Source organism: Luteolibacter sp. LG18 (assembly GCF_036322585.1).
Classification (GTDB): Bacteria; Verrucomicrobiota; Verrucomicrobiia; order Verrucomicrobiales; family Akkermansiaceae; genus Luteolibacter.
Map to the genome: position 1 here is coordinate 3646841 of NZ_AP024600.1, position 19047 is coordinate 3665887.

A 19047-nucleotide genomic window follows, 5' to 3' on the forward strand; every position below is an offset into this window, starting at 1 on the left:
GAATGAACGCGAATGGACACGAATCAAGAGAGGGCAATGGGGTATTTGCTCCGGTGGTTCCTTTCACTCGGACGACTACAAGAATGTCATCGCTTTTCCATTTACCCTAACGGAACGGCGGGGCAACATGCGTGGCGTGAGTTCCGAAGAAACGACGTTGTGGAAGGGCAGCCCCTCGCAGTGGCTGAACCTCGGTCCGTTTGCGATCACGTTCCTGCTGCTGGGCGGCGTGGTGGCGCTGGCGATCCCGTTTCCCTTCGCGTGGGGGTTGATCGTCATTCCGTTGCTCTATGCGGTCTGGCGCTTCCTGCTGGTGAAGAGCCGCCATTTCGAGCTGACCACCGAGCGCCTGCGGGTGACGGAGGGCGTGTTCAACCAGAAGATCGACGAGATCGAGCTCTACCGCGTGAAGGACATTTCGATGGAACGGCCGCTGTGGATGCGCATGACCGGCTTGGCTTCGGTGAATCTCCAGACTTCGGACCGCTCGCTGCCGTTCCTCACCATTCCGGCGATTCCCAACGGGGTCGAGCTGCGGGAGAAACTGCGCAAGCAGGTGGAGGTCATCCGCGACAGCAAGCGCGTGCGCGAACTGGACATGGACGATCACCACGAGCCCGGCGATCTGGAGCACGCGCTGGATGGCGGGGCGCAGTGAAAGTGATCAGTAAACAGTGATCAGAGAGGAGAAAGAGTTCTCGTTAGGCTCTTTTCCTCTCTTCACGGGCTACTGGCCACGGGCAACCGACCACTCGGGGGTGGACTGGGGCTGCTGGGGAGTTCGCGGATCTTCCGATTCGCAAGTTGGAAACTTGCGCTACTACTTGACCTCCACGGAGAGGTCGGGGCCGAGCTTTTCGATGGCGGCGACGATGGCTTCCACGGCCGCGCCTTCCGGCAGGGCGACGGTGCCGCTGGCACGGAAAATCGGGTGACCGCTCATGGCGGCGCTTTCGAGGCCGGTGACGAGTTCCTCGACATTGCCGCCCGCGCCATTGATGGCGGCGGCGAGCTGGCGGACGATGCCTGGGCGGTCGTTGCCGACGACATCGAGGGAAACGGTCTTGCGGGCCGGGGCTTCGGCGGCCTGTTCACGGGCGAACTGGATCGAGATGCCGTCCTTTTCGAGGGTCTTCAGGGCCGCGGCGAGGCCCTCGGCCTCCGCTTCCGGGCACTCCACGCGCAGGATGCCGGCGAACTGGCCCGCGAGGCGCGCCATGCGGCTTTCCAGCCAGTTTCCACCATGATCCGCCACCACCGCCGAGAGGGATTGCACGAGGCCCTGCCGGTCCGGGCCGAGGACGGTCATCACAAGATAGCTTTTCATAAAGCCCCATCCCACACCCGTTCCCTGCGGGTTTCACGTCTTTTCCGATCACGGGACGGAAAAATCACGCGGGTAGCGACGAAGCGGGGAGGGGAACCGCGAATGAACGCCAATGGACGCGAATGCGGAAGAGGGGTGGTGGATGGCACTCCGCCCTTGCGCTGAGGGGCCATCCGGCCATGCTCCGGGCGCAGTGAATTCCATTCCGGTCGAGCCTTCTTTCGAGTCCTTTGCCCAGCTGGCGAAACAGGGGAACGTGATCCCCGTTTACACCCAGCTCGCGGCTGATTTCGAAACCCCGCTGTCCGCCTATCTGAAGATACGCGACAGCCGGCACGCTTTCCTGCTGGAGAGTGCCGAAAGTACCGACAAGAGCGGGCGATGGTCGATCCTCGGCTCGAATCCGCGCCGGGTGTTCGAGGCCCGCGGGAAGGAAATCACCGTGCGCCAGGGTCTGAACGTCCGCCGCTTCACCGCGGAGGACGACGTGCTGGCCGCGCTGGAGCGTGAAATGGCCCCGTTCAAGCCGGTGCGCCATGGCAACCTGCCGCCGTTCTGCGGGGGCATGCTCGGCTACCTTTCCTACGACGCCGTCCGCCAGTTCGAGCCGACCATCGGCGCCGCGCCGAAGGACGAGCTCGGCGTGCCGGACGCGGTCTTCATGCTGGCGGACACGCTGATCGTGTTCGACCAGCGCCTGCGCCGCCTCCAGATCGTGGCGAACGCGTTCCCGGAGGAACATGCCTCGCTGGAGGAAGCCTACACCGAGGCCCGCGGCCGCATCGCCGCGCTGGTGGAGATGCTGAACCGCCCGCTCCATGTCCCGGCCCTCAATGGCCTGGCGACCGTGGATGCCCCGCAGGCGGAGAGCAACACCACCCGCGAGGAATACGAGGGCATGGTCTTGGAGGGGAAGGAGTTCATCGCCGCCGGTGACATTTTCCAATTCGTGCCGAGCCAGCGGTTCCAGACGCCGTTCCACCGCTCGCCGGTGGATCTTTACCGCGCGCTGCGCCACGTGAACCCCTCTCCCTACATGTTCATCCTGGAACTGGGGGATTTCGCGCTCGTCGGCAGCTCGCCGGAGGTGCACGTCCGCTCGATCGGCGGCCGCATCGACATCCGCCCGATCGCCGGGACGCGCCGCCGCGGGGCCAACCCGGAGGAGGACGACGCCCTGGCCGCGGAGCTGATGGCGGACCCGAAGGAGCGCGCCGAGCACCTGATGCTCGTCGACCTCGCCCGCAACGACGTCGGCCGGATCGCGAAGCACGGCAGCGTGCACGTGGATGATTTCATGATCGTGGAGCGTTACAGCCACGTCATGCACATCGTGTCCAATGTGACCGGCCAGCTCGATCCGGAACACAGCGCCTATGATGTGCTCCGCGCCACCTTCCCGGCCGGGACGGTGAGCGGTGCGCCGAAGATCCGCGCCATGCAGATCATCAACAGCCTGGAGAAGAGCAAGCGCTGCGCCTATGCCGGTGCGGTGGGCTATTTCGGCTTCGATGGCAGCCACGATGGCTGCATCACCCTGCGGACCTGCCTTCTGAAGGACGGCATGGCCTACGTCCAGGCCGGCGCCGGTGTCGTGGCCGATTCCGTGCCTGCCTCGGAATACGAGGAAACCGTGAACAAGGCGAAGGCCGTGCTCCGCGCGGTGGCGCTCGCGAGGACGTTGGAGGAGGGTTAAACGTGATTTGTTATTCGTTATTAGGAAGAAACACAAAAGGGCGCGTTGGCGGCAACCCCAATAACCTCTAACCCTTAGCCAATAACTAAAATGCTTCTCATCATCGATAACTACGATTCCTTCACCTACAATCTCGTCCAATATTTCGGCGAGCTGGGGGCGGAGATGAAGATCGTGCGTAATGACGCGATGACCGTGGACGAGGTGAAGGCGCTCGCTCCTTCCCGCATCTGCATCTCACCCGGTCCGTGCACGCCCACTGAGGCGGGTATCTCCTGCGAACTGATCGCGGCGATGGGGCGGACCACGCCGATCCTCGGCGTGTGCCTCGGCCACCAGTCGATCGGCCAGGTGTACGGCGGTGATGTGATCCGCGCCCCGCGCCTGATGCACGGCAAGACCTCGCCGATCTTCCACAACAACAGCAGCGTCTTCGAGGGGCTGCCGAGCCCGTTCGAGGCGACGCGCTACCACTCGCTGATCGTGAAGAAGGAAACGCTGCCGGATTGCCTGGAGATCACCGCTTGGACAGCCGAGGACGAGATCATGGGCCTACGCCACAAGGAGTTTCCCGTGCACGGCGTCCAGTTCCATCCGGAGTCCATCCTCACGCAGGATGGGAAGAAGATCCTCGAGACGTTCCTGAGGCTCTGATCCGGCGGGAGATCACCGCCCTCCACCTCAGAGCTCGTCGTCGGAAGCGAGCGTGAGCTGGAGGAAGACGAGGTCGAGCCACGAACCGAACTTGGTTCCGACCTCCTTGAGATATCCGGCTTGCTCGAAGCCCAGCTTTTCGTGCAGCCGGATCGAACTGGTGTTCCCGGCCTCGATACCGGCGACCATCACGTGCTTGCCGAGGGCGCGTGCCCGCTTGATCAAGGCCTGCATCAGCGCCTGGCCGATGCCCTTGCCGCGTTGGTCGGAGCGGATGTAAACGGAGTGCTCGACGGTGTGGCGATAGCCCTCCCAAGCCCTCCAATCGCCGAAGGAGGCGTAGCCCAGCACGTCTCCGTCCTCGCCGGTCGCGACCAGGACCGGATAGCCGGCACGCTGCCGGTCGGTGAGCCAGGCTTGGCGGTTGGCGATGTCCACCGTGGTGTCGTTCCAGATCGCCGTGGTGTGGAGGACGGCATCGTTGTAGATCGCCGTGATCCCTTCGATGTCGTCGCGGGCTGCGTCGTGGATGTCCATGTGGTTCCAGAGTCGATCATCCCCGGGGTGGACCGTCCACCCCATTGCCGCCGTCGGCTCTTGGGAGATCCCGTTCGTTCGTGGGGAGTGGGGGATTCTTTCAAGAAATTCCCAAAATCGCGTCAGGATCACCCCGGTTTCGGAACTAGGGAATATGGTTCCTTTTGTCTTGGTCGGTTCGAGGCATCGTCGTGGCTTCAGCTTGCTCGTCACGCTGTTGATGATGGTTCTATTGAGCACGCTGGCGCTGGGGCTGCTTTCCCTTTCGTCCATCACGCTCCGCGGTTCCACGCAGGAAGCGGCGCGGATGAGGGCCCGGGCGAATGCCCGCTGCGCACTGATGCTGGCGATCGGGCAGCTTCAGAAAAATCTCGGTCCGGACCAGCGGATCAGCGCCCCGGCCGCGCTGGCGGGAGGAGAGGTGCCATCCGCGCATCAGAGCTGGAGCGGGGTGTGGAAGTCGGATGTCACCACGCCGACGTCGTTTCCGGCTGGGCGGCAGGACCGCTTTGCCTCGTGGTTGATTTCCGCGCCCCAAGGCCAGGAGGGAGTCTTGGGAATGGTGGGCGCGATGAGCGGCCCATCCGTGGCGCTGGAGCGCCTGCCGGACGGGCGTGAGACCCGTGTGCCGCTCCTCGATGCGCCGGAGGGCAGGATCGCGTGGTGGACGGCGGATGAGGCGCAGAAGGCCACCGTGGACCTTGCCGAGCCGACGGTTTCCTCGGACAGCGCGCAGCTCGCCGCGCGGCATGCGCCGCCGCGGTTCGCGCCCGAGGCGATCGCGTCGATGGGGGCGTTTCCGAAAGACGCGGCGACCGCCAACCGGCTGGTGACGACGGAGCAGATCGAGCTGACCGGCATTCCTCCGGTCCCGGACCTCGGGCGCACCTGCACCGTGGGCGCACGCACGCTGCTGACGGACGTGCGGAAGGGTGGTTTCAAAAAGGATTTCTCCAGCCTCTTCGAGATGCCGGAGGCGGATATCTCCGGCTACGGCCAGTGGAGCGGCTCGAACTCGATCAACGACGCGCAGGCGTATGTGTATGGAAACCCGGGCGTCGCCATCGGCGCTCGCTGGAACCACCTCCACGCCTACTACAACCTCTACAAGGACGTCAGCCTCTCGAACAACGAGCCGCGGATCGAACTCGCCTCGAAGCCGCTGATTGACTGGCATCTGGCGGACCAGCAAAAGGACTACGGCGACAAGCAGGGCGGCTTCCGCTATCCCCGCATCTCGCGCATCCTTTACGTGTTTTCCTATTCGGCGGTGCCGCCCACGGGGACCAGCACCGAGTTCACGCTGCGCCTGGGGGTGGACGTCTATGTGCTGTTGTGGAATCCCTTCGACGTCCGCATCACCTGGCCCGCGAACACGAACTTCCTGTGCAAGTTCAGCAGCGGCCTGCCGTTCAAGTTCAACTGGTTCGTCAACGGGGCCCAGCGCGGGGCGGCGACCCGGCTCGGCGACGTCATCGGCACACCGGGCGGGCTGTTCCTCCAATCGCAGTTCCAGATGCCGGGCGAGTCGGTGTTCAACATGGCGCCGGGCGAGACGCGGCTGTTCTCGCTGGCTAAGACCACCAGCACCTTCCAGGGCGGGAGCTATCCGGACTTCACGCCCGGTCTTTACTACAACGACCTGCTGTTCTACGACAAGGTACTGGGCTCCGGCGGCAAGGTGACCGGCGTTTCCTCGGACCGCATTTCCGTGGGCATGGAGCCCTACAACGAGACCTCGGCCTACAACAACAAGGCCCAGTACGTGGACTTCTGGATCTATGACCGTGCCCGCGGCTGGCCCTACTATGAACACCGTGGCGAGATCATCGCCGAGGGGAACACCCAGTTCACCCAGAACCTGAAGCCGCTTCAGCAGAACGTGCTGCCCTCCGTGACCATGGCGGAGGCCGCCTCGAAGAAGAAGCCCTTTGCCGCCTTCATCATGGAGATGAAATCGGCGGGGGACTCGACCCTGGGCACGCCCTCATTCCTCTACAGCGGGGCGGGGCGGCTGTCCTCCCGCCTGAATAACAGCAACGAGGACTTCTCGCTGGATCGCTTGGAATACAAGCTGGAGAAGATGGAGTCCTTCCAGAGCGACCTGCTCCAGTGCTCGCTGCCCGGAGACCCGAATGGCGAGAACCACGGCTACGTCGGCTCCGGCCGGCTGCCGATGGACGGCCGCACGCACATGACCTCGCTCTCGATTCCCTCGATGCCGCCGGTCTCGATCGCGAACCTGCGGCACGCCAGCGTGGGCGATGGCGCGGCCTGCCTGCGCTCCACCCTCTGGGCCCCGCAGAGTGTTTCCTGCACGCCGTCCCCCAGCTACACCGACCAGGCTGTGGGCAACGCCTACGCCCACCCGCGGGTCCCTGCGAACGCGACCAGCGCCGGCAGCTCCGGTTCCACGCTCTACGACCATTCCTATCTCGTGAACGAGGCACTGTGGGACGGCTGGTTCTTCTCCTCGCTTTCGTCCCGCGCGGCGGACGGGGCCGCGATCCAGCCGAAGACGATGTGGAGCGATTTCGTCGATGGGAAGAAACCGCTGCTCAACCCGCGCTTCAGCCTGTGGAAGGGGACGGATACCCCAGAGAAGCTGCGCACCGAAGTTTTCGATGGCAGCAAGATCCGTCTCGAGGCCCACCGCTCGATCGCGGCCCGGCTGCTTCTCAACGGCGGGTTCAACGTCAACTCGACTTCCGTGGACGCGTGGACGGCCTTCCTTTCCTCCACGCGGGCGAGGTCGATCCGGAAGCTGAACCGCACCGGTTCGCCCGGCGGTGAGTTGATCCAGGCAAAGGGAACCTTGTTCTCGCGCGGGGATTTCGTGCTGGATGACCCGGTCGAAGGTGGGGGTGACGACAGCCAGTACTCCGGCTTCCGCGACCTGAGCGATGACCAGGTGCGGAAGCTGGCGGCGAAGGTGGTGGACGAGGTCAAGAAGCGCGGCCCGTTCCTGAACCTCTCCGAGTTCGTGAACCGGCGTGTGGGCGGCGACGCGGAGCTCTCGCTGCGCGGCACGCTCCAGGCGGCGATCGATGCCACCGACCTCAATGACAAGCTCAAGGCGCTCGGCAAGCCGGGCATCAGCTCGCCGCCGAGCGGTTCCTTCGCCAACACCAAGGCCGCCGAACTCAACACCTCCACCGGCGCTCCCGGCTGGCTGATGCAGGGCGACATCCTCGATCCGCTCGGGCCCCTCATCACGGTGCGTGGCGATACATTCCGCATCCGTGCCTACGGCGAGTCCACCGATCAGCAGGGCAACGTGCTGGCGCGCTCGTGGTGCGAGGCCGTGGTGCAGCGCACGCCGGACTATCTCGATAAACAGGAAACCGCCCAAACCAACCCGCCCGTGCGCCCGGTGAACCTCCAGTTCGGACGCGAGTTCCGGATCGTGGGTTTCCGCTGGTTGAACGGTCCCGAAGCCTGAGTCTCATGACGTCCCGCCTCATTCCCCTCGCTCTCATCAGCCTGCTGCTCGCCGCGCCTTCCGCCTGGGCGCACAAGCTGCGTTTCGTCGCCTTCGACCTGCCGGTGGCGGCGGGCAATTGCCAGCTCATCCCGGCCACCGATCCGAAAAAGACCACCGCCGTGGAGCTCGGCATCAGCCGCTTCTCCGCTCCGGTCGATCTCGTCCCCGGTGCCTACAAGCTGGTGCTGCCGGATGGCAAGACCACCGGCACGCTGGCGTTGGAAGGCGATGCAGGGCGCAAGCTGATCGCCATCGTGCTGCCCGGGCCGGAGGGCACCGTGAGCGTGCTCACCGCTCCGGATGAACCGGCCTCGTTCGCCGGAGGGGATCGATTGTTCATCAACGCGACGCGGTCCGAGATCCGGGTCCAGATCGGCGACCGGAACCTGGTGTGCAAGCCGGCGTCCACCCAGCTCGTGAAGCCACCGGGCAAGAGCGTGGAAGGGCGCTTCGCGGTGCGCATGGGCGTGCAGAAGGAGGACAAGTGGGTGGTTTTCAACAGCACCTGGTGGCCGGACGATCCGACGTGCCGCTCGCTGGTGCTGCTCTATCCGAATGCCACCACCGGCGTTCCCGGCGTGAAGACCATCGAGGAAATTCCGGCGAAGGAGTGAGCGGAGAGCTGTCGGGGGGGGACAAAAACGGCCACGAGGGGCGGTGTTTTTTCCGGGATCGATTCACCATCAGGAAGCGGTGAATATTTTGTTAGATTGAGGTTACGGACTGGACGATTTGTTAGAGTTTCTCCTAGGGTAGGTACTGTCCCAACCCTTATGAAACCACACCCATCGCGTCCCCTTGCGACGTTCATGTTACTGGGCTTCCTCGGTCTCCCCCTGGCCGTTCGTGAAGCCCTGGCCATCCCCACGTTCGAGTCCATCCAGAGTCTTGTCGTGGGTCCGAAGCAGCCCTCCACCGTGTTGCTCCGCGACGCGGGCGGAAACCTGTTTGGTGTTTCCAACGGCGGCGGAGAAGGCTCCGGCACGATTTACAAGGTCGCGCCGGACGGCACGGTGGCCACGCTCCATTCGTTCGATGGGAGCGGCTGGGGTTGCCCCGGTCTCACGGCGGGGCCGGATGGGAACTACTACGGCGTCACGGGGAACAGCGCGCAGGGCCGCGGCTCGGTCTTCCGGATCACTCCGGCCGGGGTCTACACGGTGATCCACACCTTCCCAGGCGGAGCGGGAGGCGGCGTGCCCGTGTCGCGCCTGTTGCTGGGCAACGACGGGAATTTTTACGGCACCACCAATGAAGGGGGCGCGCACGATCTGGGCACGCTCTACCGGGTGACTCCGGCAGGCACGGTCACCACGCTGTTGAGCTGGGGGCAGGATGCCATCGGCTGGCAATCCTATGGCCAGCTCATCCAGGATGCGGCGGGGAACATCTACGGCACCACCACCGACAACCTGGTGTCGGGCGAGAACAAGTGCGGCTCCGTTTACCGGGTGACTCCGGGTGGGCAGGTCACCGCGTTGGCGAATTTTGATGCACTCCCCGGCATGGCCGGTGCCTCGCCGCGGGGCGTGACCCTGGGCTCCGACGGGAATTTCTACGGCGTCACCCCGTATGGCGGCATCAACGGCGGCGGCACGGCCTTCAAGCTCACCCCGGCCGGTGAAATGACGCTGCTGAAGGAATTCGGATGGCCCGGGTCCTCCGAGCCCTTCGGGACCTTGGTGGAGGGGCCGGACGGTGCGTTCTACGGCACCGCGAAATCCGGGGTCGCGGGCGGTGAGTACTTCAAGATCACCCCCACGGGGGATTACACCACGCTGGCGTATCCCGGCGTCTGGGCGGGAGCGTCTCCGCAGGATGGATTCACCCTCGGGGCGGATGGCGATTTCTACATCGCCACGCTGGAAGGCGGTCCCTGGGGAGGCGGCACGGTGATGCGCATGACGGCGTGGGGTGAGTGCACGGTGCTCGCCAATTTCGATGCCAATCCGGACAGCCACGTGGACTCGGCGTTGGTGCAGGCTCCGGATGGCGGCTTCTTCGGCGCGACCCTTTTCGGCGGCGCGGGATACGGCAGCGTGTTCCATATGGACCCGTATGGTCAGGTCGACCGTTTCTCGCCCTTCGCGAGCGGTCTCCAAGACGCCTACTCCACCCGGAACCTGCTGATGGGTTCGAACGGGCGGCTCTATGGTGTCCACCCGCAGGGCGGGCTCTTCCAGACAGGCAGCATTTATTCGGTGAACGAGGCGGGCGTGATGTCGGAGATCAAGACGTTCGACGGCGATTCCGGCGGCTTTCCCACGGGGATCGTCGAGGGTGCGGATGGAAACTTCTACGGCACCGCGGGCTTCGGCGGCCTGTATCAGGGTGGGACCGCATTCCGAATGACTCCGTCGGGAAGCGTGTCGTATATCGGTGGCTTTGGTGGCTCCGGCAGTTCCGAACCGCAGGGATCGATGGTCCTCGCCACGGACGGGAATTTCTACGGTGTGGCGGCCAGCAGCTCGGCTCCGAATGGCGGGGCGGGCACGGTGTTCCAACTGACTCCATCCGGGGTGGTCAGCACCTTCGCCTCGTTCTCGTCCGCCCCCGGAGCGGCACGCGCTCCGCAGTCCGCCTTGATCCAGGGCAGCGATGGCAGCTTCTACGGGGTATCCTCCGGTGGTGGTGCTTCGGGCCAGGGCGCGGTCTACAAGGTCACGTCCGGAGGCGCGGTGGTGACGCTTGCGAACTTCGATGACGCACAGAACGGCCGGCTTCCGGTGGGAACGCTGGTTGAAGGACCGGATGGCGCGTTCTACGGTGCCTGCGCGAACGGTGGCAGCCAGAATATCGGCACGATCTATCGGGTGACTCCGGCGGGCCAGAAAACCCTGGTGCACGAGTTCATCGGTTCCAGCCAAGGGAACACTCCTCTCGCGGGCTTGGTGAAAGGCCCGGATGGAAACCTCTACGGCTCGGCTTCCCAAGGCGGCACGACGCTCGATGGGCGGGCCGGGGGCGGCGGCCAGATCTTCCGCATCCGGTTCGGGGCGGAGGTGGCCACCGATGCGGCTTCGGAGATCGGTATCTTTTCCGGAAAGCTGAACGCGACGGTCAATCCCGGCGGCTATGACACCGCGGTGAATTTCCAATACGGCACCAGCCCGGGGCTGGATTCCTTCACGACGTTGAGCGGTGGCACGCTTCCGGCGGGCACCTCGCCGGTGGCGGCCTCGGCCACGCTGGGAGGTTTGGCTCCGGAAACGACGTATTACTTCCGGGCGGTCGGCACGAACGCGGAAACGCCCGTGCCGCAGTCCGGGGAGGTGCGCAGCTTCACCACCGCGGCGGTGGTTCCCGCGCAGGTGGCCACGCTGCCCGCGTCTGGAATCACCCTCACGACCGCCAGCCTGAACGCCACCTCGACTCCCGGCACCTACGCGGCCGCGGTGAGCTTCGAGTACGGCACCAGCGCGACGCTTGAGAACAGCACCATGATCGGAGCCGGTTCGGTTCCGGCCAATGCCACGGCGACGGGAGCGCAAGCCACTCTGACCGGCCTCACACCCGGCACGACCTACTACTACCGCGCGCTTTCCCTGTCCGCGGAAAACCAGGTCACGCAGAGCGGCGAAATCCTGAGCTTCACCACCATCGCGGTCACCCCGGCCTTGGTGGTGACCCAGTCCGCTGCGGACGTGACCCTGACCGGTGCGACGCTGACCAGCCAGGTGACCCCGGGCACCTACGCGGCCACGGTGAGCTTCGAATACGGCACCAGCCCGATACTTGAAGGAAGCACCACGGTGGCCGCGGGCTTGGTTCCGGCGGGAGCGGTGATGACGGCCGCGCAGGTTCCCCTGACCGATCTGGCTCCGGGCACCACCTACTACTACCGTGCGATCTCCGTGTCCGCGGTGAATGGGGCGATCCAGGCGGGCAGCATCCAGAGCTTCACCACCAATGCGGTGATCTCGGCCATGGTGGTGACCCAGTCCGCCACGGGCGTTTCCCTGACTGGCGCGACCCTGAACGGTTCGGTGACTCCTGGCACCTACGGGGCCACGGTGAGCTTCGAATACGGCACCAGCGAGACGCTGGAGGGCAGCACCACTGTCAGCGCGGGCTCGATCCCGGCGGAGACGGCGGCCACGGCCACCCAGGCTTCGCTGACCGGTCTGGCTCCGGGCTCGACCTACTACTTCCGCGTGATTTCCGTGTCCGCGGTGAATGGCGCGGTTCAGACCGGCAGCACCCTGAGCTTCACTACTCCGGCGGTGGTTTCGGGAACGGCGACGACGCAGGCTGCCACGAGTGTGACGACCAACAGCGCCACGCTGAATGGAACGGTCGCCTCCGGCACCTATGCCGCCACGGTGAGCTTCGAATACGGCACCAGCCCGACGCTGACGGGCAGCTCGACAGTATCGGCCGGGGCGATCCCGGCGAACACCTCCGCCACCGCGGTGCAGACCACGCTGACCGGTCTGTCCCAGGGTACGACCTACTACTTCCGCGTGGTGTCCACTGCCGGGGGGAGCCAGGCCGGCCAGATCCTGAGCTTCACCACCGGGACCGCGACTCCGCCGGCCACCGGCACGGGCCGTCTCAAGGTGTTTGCCTCCGGTTGCCACGCGCTCGATAACGGGGACGCGGTGTCCTATGAGACCACCACGACCGGCACCAGCGACAGCCTCACGCTGACGCTCCGCAACACCTCCTCGTCCGCCGCCCTGACCGGGGTTGCCGCCTCGATTTCCGGCAAGGACGCGTCCCAGTTCTCGGTGACCACCGCTCCCGCCCAGACGGTGGCCGCGGGTGGCACGACGACCGTGGTGGTGCGTTTCGCGCCGACCTCGAACGGCAACAAGAAGGCGACGCTCACGCTCGTCAGCAGCGATCCGGCGGCCAGCCCGTTCACGATCCAGCTCAATGGCATCGGACGTCCACCCCAGGCGGGAGGAGGGCACCGCCGCTAAGAGGCGGTCGTCGTCACGACCTGAATTCACAACGCTGCTGGTGGTTCGCCGCCAGCGGCGTTTTTCGTGCGAATAGGGCTTCTCTTCAAAAAAAGAGATCGGCGGATGTCGGAACGGGGGGATTCCGACGTCCGCCGATCTAAACTGGTCGGGGGGGAGTTATCTTCCGGGGGAGAAGGTCGGCGTTCGATCGGGGGGTATCTCGCGCTGACAGGGATAGACTGTCACAAAATCGGCCACAGGAAAATCACGTGATCGCGTTTGCGTGAACGGGGGAGGGGGGCGGGAGCTTGGGCGCTTTCGTTTTCGTGCGTTTGAGGAATGGTAGCGGGCGGTGGAGAGGTCGCGGATTGTCCCACTCACAAGCAGGCATGCTTGTGCTACCAAAACAAAAATCCCGGCAGCGACGGGCGCGGCCGGGATTTGGGAAAAGGGGCTTTTGCCGGGAGAGCTTAGTAGCTCTGGGTGCGGCTGTAGCGGAAGGCGGTTTCGAAGCCGAGTTCCGGCGGGAACTCCGAGAGACCGTCGGCGACGTTCATCTCGATGCGGTTGTCCTCACCGCAGCGCTGGTACGGGGGCTTGAAGGTGCCGCGATAGGTCGGGCAGGTGAAGGTGAAGACTTCATAGAAGCCGTAGCCGAGGCGCTTCAGGGCGCGATTGGTGCCATCGACGGCACCGTAGGACCACTCCGCCTTGCGACCGAAATCGTCCTGCTTGCGGACCATCTGCTCCGGGATTTCCATCACCCCGTAGAGAATGTTGCTGAGACCGCGACCGAGCTTGCGGATCGAGGTGTACTGGGACTGCGGCGGCGCCTGGATATCGGCGCTCGCCATGCCGGTGAGGACGGCAAGGGTAGCAAGGACGGCGAGTTTTTTCATGCTGCAGGGATGCTAAGGAGGGGAGACGGGGGTTGGCAACGGATTTTTCTGATAGGCGGCGGAGTTTTTCACAATCCCGTCACCCGGCTTTCCGGCCCGGGTGGACACGAAAAAAGCCAGCGCCCGTGCAGGACGCTGGCTTTCATGAACTTTCGGGACCTTCGAAGGAATCAGAGGCCGAAGGAGAGGACGCGGAGGATGCCCGGGGTGGCCCGGAGCTGCTCCAGCAGGCTCACCGGCGGCTCGGAATCCACCTCGATCACCGTGACGGCGCGGGAGAGATCCTTGTTCCGGCTCAGCGACATGTTGGCGATGTTCACGCCGGCGGTGCCGAGCGAGGAGCCGAGAAGGCCGACGATGCCGGGGCGGTCGTCGTTTTCCACGAACAGGAACTGGCCGGTGGTGTTGGTTTCCACGTTGTGGCCGAGGAGGTGGACGATGCGCGGGGCATTGCCGAAGAAGGTGCCGGCCACGGTGAAGGTCTCACCGCCCTTGACGGCGGAAACCTCGATCAGCTCGGTCCAGTTGGTGGCGATGGCCACGGTGGACTCGGTGATCTGGAGGCCGAGGGCCTTGGCGACGGCTGGGGCATTGACCAGGTTTACCTGCGCCTCGTGGTGGGCTCCGGAGAGGTAGCCGGTGAGGACGGTGCGGGTGATGAGCTGGGTGTCCAGCTCGGAGACGGGGCCCAGGTAGGAGACGCGCAGGGCGTCCACCTGGCCGGGTCCGATCTTCGCGAGAAGCTTGCCGAGGCCGGTGGCGAGGTCGAGGTAGGGGCCCACGCTTTCGAGGGTCTTCGCGTCGAGGTTCGGCATGTTCACCGCGTTGCGGATCTCGCCGCTGACGAGGAAGTCCTTGAGCTGGTAGGCCACCTCGATGCCGACGTTTTCCTGGGCTTCCGCGGTGGAGGCGCCGAGGTGCGGGGTGAAGACGGTCTTCTTCGCCGAGAACAGCGGGTGGTCGGCGGGCGGCGGCTCGACTTCGTAGACGTCCAGCGCGATGCCGCCGATGTGGCCGGCGTCGATGAGTTCCTTCGCGGCCACCTCGTCGACGAGGCCGCCACGGGCGCAGTTCACGACCAGCGCGCCTTTGTTCATCGAGGACAGGCGGGCCTTGTTGAGGATGTGCTTGGTCTCGTCGGTGAGCGGGATGTGGAGGGTGACCACGTCGGCACCGGCCAGCGCTTGGTCGGCGGTTTCAGCCAGCTCCACCTTCAGGCCCTGGGCGCGGGCGGCGGTGAGGAAGGGATCGTAGGCGACGACGTGCATGCCGAAGGCCTGGGCGCGCTTGGCGAACTCGGTGCCGATGCGGCCCATGCCGAGAATGGCGAGGCGCTTGCCGTTCATTTCCACGCCTTCGAAGGACTTCCGGTCCCATTTCCCGGCGATCACGGTGGCGTGGGCCTGGGCGATGTTGCGGGCGAGGGAGAGCATCAGCGTGAAAGCGTGCTCGGCGGTGGAGATGGTGTTGCCGCTGGGGGTATTCATCACCACCACGCCGTTGTCGGTGGCGGCGTTGCGGTCGATGTTGTCGACACCCACGCCGGCGCGGCCGATCGCCTTGAGGTTCTTGGCGGCGGCGAACACTTCCGGGGTCACCTTGGTTTGAGACCGGACGACCAGACCGTGGTAGTCGCCGATGATGGCGAGCAGTTCGTCGGGCTTCAGCCCGGTGTTCACATCAACCTGGATTTCCGGGGCGGAACGCAGCGCGTCCACGCCTTTTTCCGAAATCGGATCCGAAACAAGCACTCGGTAAGTGGCCATGAGGCGGGCGAGAAAAGCGTACCACCCCCCTCATGGCAAGGGCGGGTGAGAGGTTTGTTTGCTTTGGTTCGGTTGGAATCCGCTGGGATTCGCGGATTTTCGCCCGTTGTTTCACCGGTTGCGCTCGTTCGGGCGGGATGCCGCCGCTGCATCGGATGTCGTGGCGGAAACGGGCCGGCGTTTTCCAAGCGGAGGCCTGTGAACCCATCGCATGCCCTGCCGCCGGATTGTCCGGCGGCAGGATGTCGCCACATCTGGTGTCAAGGCTGGTGGAGGGAGATGGATGGGTAACCAATTTGTTTCCGATATGTAAGAGGGTGCGTTTTTTGGTTATTGTTATCTAATGTTCTTGAATGGGTGGAATGTGGTCTGTTAGGCGTCGGATGAAGTTTGAATTTGATAAAGCCATGTCACCTGATTCTCGTCGTAACTTTGTTAAGAAATCGTTGGTCGCTTCCGTGCTTTTGGCTCAACCCACCATCCTGGCAGGACTGGTGAAGGCCAGCGGAGGGGGCGATGAAACCACCACAGGTCCGGAAACCACCGTCGATCCGTGGGAAACCACCGGTGCCACCACGGCCGATCCATGGGAAACCACCGCCGCTACCACGGCTGATCCGTGGGAGACGACGGCCAACACCACCGGGGACCCGTGGGAAACCACCGCCACCACGGAATTCACCGAGACGACGGCCACCACGGACTACACCACCGAACCGGTGACCACGACTCCGCCGATCCTCATGAGCTGCACGGATGTCACCGAGACTCCCGCGAGCAATCTCACGTTCACGCTTGATGGAACCACCTTCACGGCGAGAGCCGAGCTGACATTGGAGGGTATCGAGAAGTCCGATGAGAAGTTCCCCACGGCTGAGTATAAGATCACGGCAAACATCGTCCGCGTCGGAACCGGGTTGACCAGTCCTGCCACGAAGGTCCTCAAATTCAATGCCTCGTGCCATCCCGTCACTGGGATCATCGGCCAGGGCGCGACGGGGGGCGGCGAGGTGGTGGGCCAGTATCAGACTTCGCCGAATAACAAGTTGTACCGCCTGGTGGGAACGCCGACCATTGTGTCCGACGGGGCCTACACGAATGCCACCAAGGTCAAGGCGAAGGTGGTTTTCGCAGTGAATGTCCAAGTGAAGGACAGCAATGGCCAATGGACCAACCTTGCGGGGAGCTCGGCTTCCACCGCCACCACTTCGGTGACGCTGCAATCGGAGAACCACCAGGAACCCTGATTGTTCTTCCGTTTGCTGCCGTGGTTGCCGCGGCAGGGCGGGGGACGACCCCGGAAGAGTTCCGCGGGATGACATGCCATTGGGTGTGTCATCCCGCTTTTTCATCGCGGGATGATGAGTGGGGCGTTCAAATCCCCTTGACGTTTTGGTAAACCCGGAAAGCGTGCTGTTGATTCGTGTTGCAGGTATAATTATGACAACCAAGCATCTGTTGTTGGCCATCGGAGGCGGCGTGTGCGTTTGTGGTGCGGTTTTTTTCGCGGTTTCGGGACCATGGCGGGATGGCGGAAAGGCGGATGCTTCGGTGGCGGTGCCAGGTTCCGCGCCGGTGATGGCGGGACCAAGGAGGCAGGATGGAGGGGCTGGAAACCATGAAACAGTCAAAGATGCGCCGAAGGGGGCGTTCGGAGCGGTTACGGATCTGATCGCCCGCAAACAGGGCAAGCCGGGTTACGACGAGACCGAAAAACTCCTGCGATCCGATCTGATGGCCCGCCGTTTGAGCCAGGAGGAACAGCTCCGGATACTGGACGCGCTGAAGAAAGCCGGCATGGACCCCGGGCAGTGGGAAAAGGTGGTTGGCACATTTTCCCATTATGCGACCGATGCCGCGTTCCGGCTGGAATTGGCCTCGATGCTCGATTCCGGGGCGACAAAATCCAAGGTGCTGGGCGAGGGGTTCAAGCTGGCGACCAAAGACAATCTCCCGCTCTTCACCAAGGCCCTCGAATCCATCCACAACGACGGGGAACGCAAGAAGCTGGTGGACACGGTGCTGGAGAAACTGGTGGACAAGGACAGCATCGGCAGTTCGCTCGATTGGGTGAACGGGGTGGCCGATCCGGCCGAGAAGGAGGGCTTCACGCAATTGGTCGCGGATCGGGTCAGTTCGTATTTGGAGGATCCCTCCCACGGCTACGGGACGGTGTCCTATCAGGACCTGAAGCGGCATTTTACCGCCCAGCAGCTGTATAACCTCGGGCAGGCCTACGGGCCTTACTACGCGTCCCAGGGTGACATGGAATCGCTCAAGGCGGTCTTCGACGGCTACTCCGCGCGGGGAGCGCTCCTGGATGTCACGATTTCCGGGGCCTCCGGCATCACGGCGAGGGATGCGGTGGAAATCAAGGGGCTCATTCCGGACAGCGATAAGAATGACCTGCTGAAGCAACTCGTCGCGAAAGTCCGTGCCACGGAAGGGGATGCGGCGGCCGACCGGTTCATCAGCCAGCAGTTGACCTCTGAACAGCAGCAAGCGATCCGCCAATGAGGCCGTTCCAGAACATAGCGCCCTTCCTCGCGTCCGCCGCGCTCGTGCTGTCCGCCTGTGACCGCCATGCCGGGGAGGATGCCGCAGCGAATGGGAAGCTCCGGCCCAATCACCCGGGCGCCACCCGGAACGACCGGACCGTGTCCCGGGATCCCGCCCGGTGGATCCCCGAGCTGCGGGAGAATTTGAAAACCGGCTTGCCCGAAAAGGAGAGGGCGGCGCGGGTGGCATCCGTGCTGCGGGAATTGTTCCGCTCCAAGGACGAGGCGCGCCTTCGGGAGCTGGAGGAGATGCTGCGCCAATCGGGGGAGAACAATATCGCCATCGGGGCGGAGTTTTTCTCGATGCTGGGGCCTTCTGAGTGGAAGGACGGTCTTGTCTTCCTCGATGGCATCCAACTGCGGGAGCTGAAATACGAGGCGCTGGGTGCGGTGTTCGCGCGGATGATCGTACTCGATCCGCAGGCCGGAACCGGGCTTTACGAGGAGTTCTCCGGCGGCTTCCCGAGGGACCTGAAGATCCACGGGATGTTGTCCTATGACATGAAGACCGTGGTCTGGAGCGGGGTGGGTTCGCTGGTGGCCAACGGAGGGAGTGATCCGGCGGCAGGAGCGAAATTCCTGTCCGCGGCTTCGGGGGACCGCGAGGCGCTCCAAGCTTATCTGGACGGATTGGGGGGCGGCTACGTGCAATCGATGTCCGCCGGGACGAGCCGGGACCTCGGCGGGCTGCTGGCATCCTTGTCCGGGGAGCAACGTGTGGCGGTGATCGAGCGGATCACGCGGTCGTTGGAGACCGCCGCCTCGAAAAACGCCGCGGCGCTCGGAGGCTTGATCGGGGAGATGGATCGCACGCCGGGGCTCGGCGAGGACAGCTACCGTTCGCTCGGCCGTGCCATGGACCGGGCGGTGTTCGAGCAGCAGTTCCTCCGGGAAGCGGATGCCTCGTCGCCCGCATGGCAGGCCTTGGTGCAGGGGTGGGCTGCGGCCCGGCCGAAGGCCGCGGTGGAGGCGATCGTTTCGAAAACCGGCAGCGCGGAGCTCGCCCGGCCGGCGTTCTCGTCGTGGACGGAGGCGGATTCCATGGAGGCGTCGAAGTGGCTGCTGGCACAACCCTCCGGGAAGATCAAGGAGGCCTGCACCGAGGAGCTGTGCGGGTTCCTGTTGAAAAAGGGCTCCACTGCGGAGGCGGAGGATTGGCTCACGCGGTTGTCTCCGGAGGCCCGGGAGCGGGTGATGGGAGCTCTTCGCGACAAGTGAT

The 19047-nt window shown here is 64.4% G+C and carries 13 protein-coding genes; 9 read left to right on the forward strand and 4 right to left on the reverse strand.

Going from position 1 to position 19047, the window contains the following annotated elements; all coding sequences use genetic code 11:
• Positions 1–136: 136 nt before the first annotated feature.
• Complete coding sequence (locus llg_RS14575) at positions 137–658, forward strand: PH domain-containing protein (protein ID WP_338285405.1); 522 nt, start codon at positions 137–139, stop codon at positions 656–658.
• 162 nt (positions 659–820) lie between these two features.
• On the opposite strand, the gene llg_RS14580 is transcribed toward llg_RS14575, so the two are convergent.
• Entirely contained in the window at positions 821–1327 is a 507-nt protein-coding gene (locus tag llg_RS14580; RefSeq protein ID WP_338285406.1) for an ACT domain-containing protein, read from the reverse strand.
• A gap of 193 nt (positions 1328–1520) precedes the next feature.
• Between llg_RS14580 and trpE the strand changes: the two genes are divergently transcribed.
• Together trpE and llg_RS14590 are read left to right on the forward strand one after the other, a co-directional pair.
• Positions 1521–3023 (forward strand): anthranilate synthase component I, encoded by a 1503-nt coding sequence (gene trpE / locus llg_RS14585; protein ID WP_338285407.1) that lies wholly within the window; start codon positions 1521–1523, stop codon positions 3021–3023.
• Positions 3024–3113: 90 nt separating this feature from the next.
• Positions 3114–3677 carry an aminodeoxychorismate/anthranilate synthase component II gene (locus llg_RS14590; RefSeq protein ID WP_338285408.1) on the forward strand — a complete coding sequence of 188 codons (564 nt, stop codon included), beginning with the start codon at positions 3114–3116 and terminating at the stop codon, positions 3675–3677.
• Between the two features lie 27 nt (positions 3678–3704).
• Here llg_RS14590 and llg_RS14595 read toward each other — a convergent pair whose 3' ends face one another.
• Positions 3705–4214, reverse strand: a complete 510-nt coding sequence (locus llg_RS14595; protein WP_338285409.1) for an N-acetyltransferase family protein — start codon at positions 4212–4214, stop codon at positions 3705–3707.
• Between the two features lie 154 nt (positions 4215–4368).
• Between llg_RS14595 and llg_RS14600 the strand changes: the two genes are divergently transcribed.
• The 3 genes from llg_RS14600 (at position 4369) to llg_RS14610 (ending at position 12623) form a co-directional block, all read left to right on the forward strand.
• Positions 4369–7656 (forward strand): hypothetical protein, encoded by a 3288-nt coding sequence (locus tag llg_RS14600; protein ID WP_338285410.1) that lies wholly within the window; start codon positions 4369–4371, stop codon positions 7654–7656.
• Positions 7657–7661: 5 nt separating this feature from the next.
• The gene (locus llg_RS14605; protein WP_338285411.1) at positions 7662–8312 is read left to right on the forward strand and encodes a hypothetical protein; all 651 of its coding nucleotides are present in this window, start codon (positions 7662–7664) and stop codon (positions 8310–8312) included.
• Positions 8313–8507: 195 nt separating this feature from the next.
• Complete coding sequence (locus llg_RS14610) at positions 8508–12623, forward strand: choice-of-anchor tandem repeat GloVer-containing protein (protein WP_338285412.1); 4116 nt, start codon at positions 8508–8510, stop codon at positions 12621–12623.
• A 452-nt stretch (positions 12624–13075) separates the two neighbouring features.
• On the opposite strand, the gene llg_RS14615 is transcribed toward llg_RS14610, so the two are convergent.
• Both llg_RS14615 and serA read right to left on the reverse strand, forming a co-directional pair.
• Positions 13076–13504 (reverse strand): exosortase system-associated protein, TIGR04073 family, encoded by a 429-nt coding sequence (locus tag llg_RS14615; protein ID WP_338285413.1) that lies wholly within the window; start codon positions 13502–13504, stop codon positions 13076–13078.
• Positions 13505–13674: 170 nt separating this feature from the next.
• On the reverse strand, positions 13675–15270 hold the full coding sequence (serA, locus tag llg_RS14620; protein WP_338285414.1) for a phosphoglycerate dehydrogenase: 1596 nt from the start codon (positions 15268–15270) through the stop codon (positions 13675–13677).
• Positions 15271–15677: 407 nt separating this feature from the next.
• Between serA and llg_RS14625 the strand changes: the two genes are divergently transcribed.
• The 3 genes from llg_RS14625 to llg_RS14635 all read left to right on the forward strand — a co-directional run bounded on the left by llg_RS14625 (position 15678) and on the right by llg_RS14635 (position 19046).
• Positions 15678–16517 carry a hypothetical protein gene (locus llg_RS14625; protein ID WP_338285415.1) on the forward strand — a complete coding sequence of 280 codons (840 nt, stop codon included), beginning with the start codon at positions 15678–15680 and terminating at the stop codon, positions 16515–16517.
• Between the two features lie 163 nt (positions 16518–16680).
• Positions 16681–17787: a hypothetical protein gene (locus llg_RS14630; protein ID WP_338285416.1), complete on the forward strand. Its 1107-nt coding sequence runs from the start codon at positions 16681–16683 to the stop codon at positions 17785–17787.
• Between the two features lie 140 nt (positions 17788–17927).
• The gene (locus llg_RS14635) at positions 17928–19046 is read left to right on the forward strand and encodes a hypothetical protein (protein ID WP_338285417.1); all 1119 of its coding nucleotides are present in this window, start codon (positions 17928–17930) and stop codon (positions 19044–19046) included.
• The last annotated feature ends 1 nt before the right edge of the window (position 19047 follow it).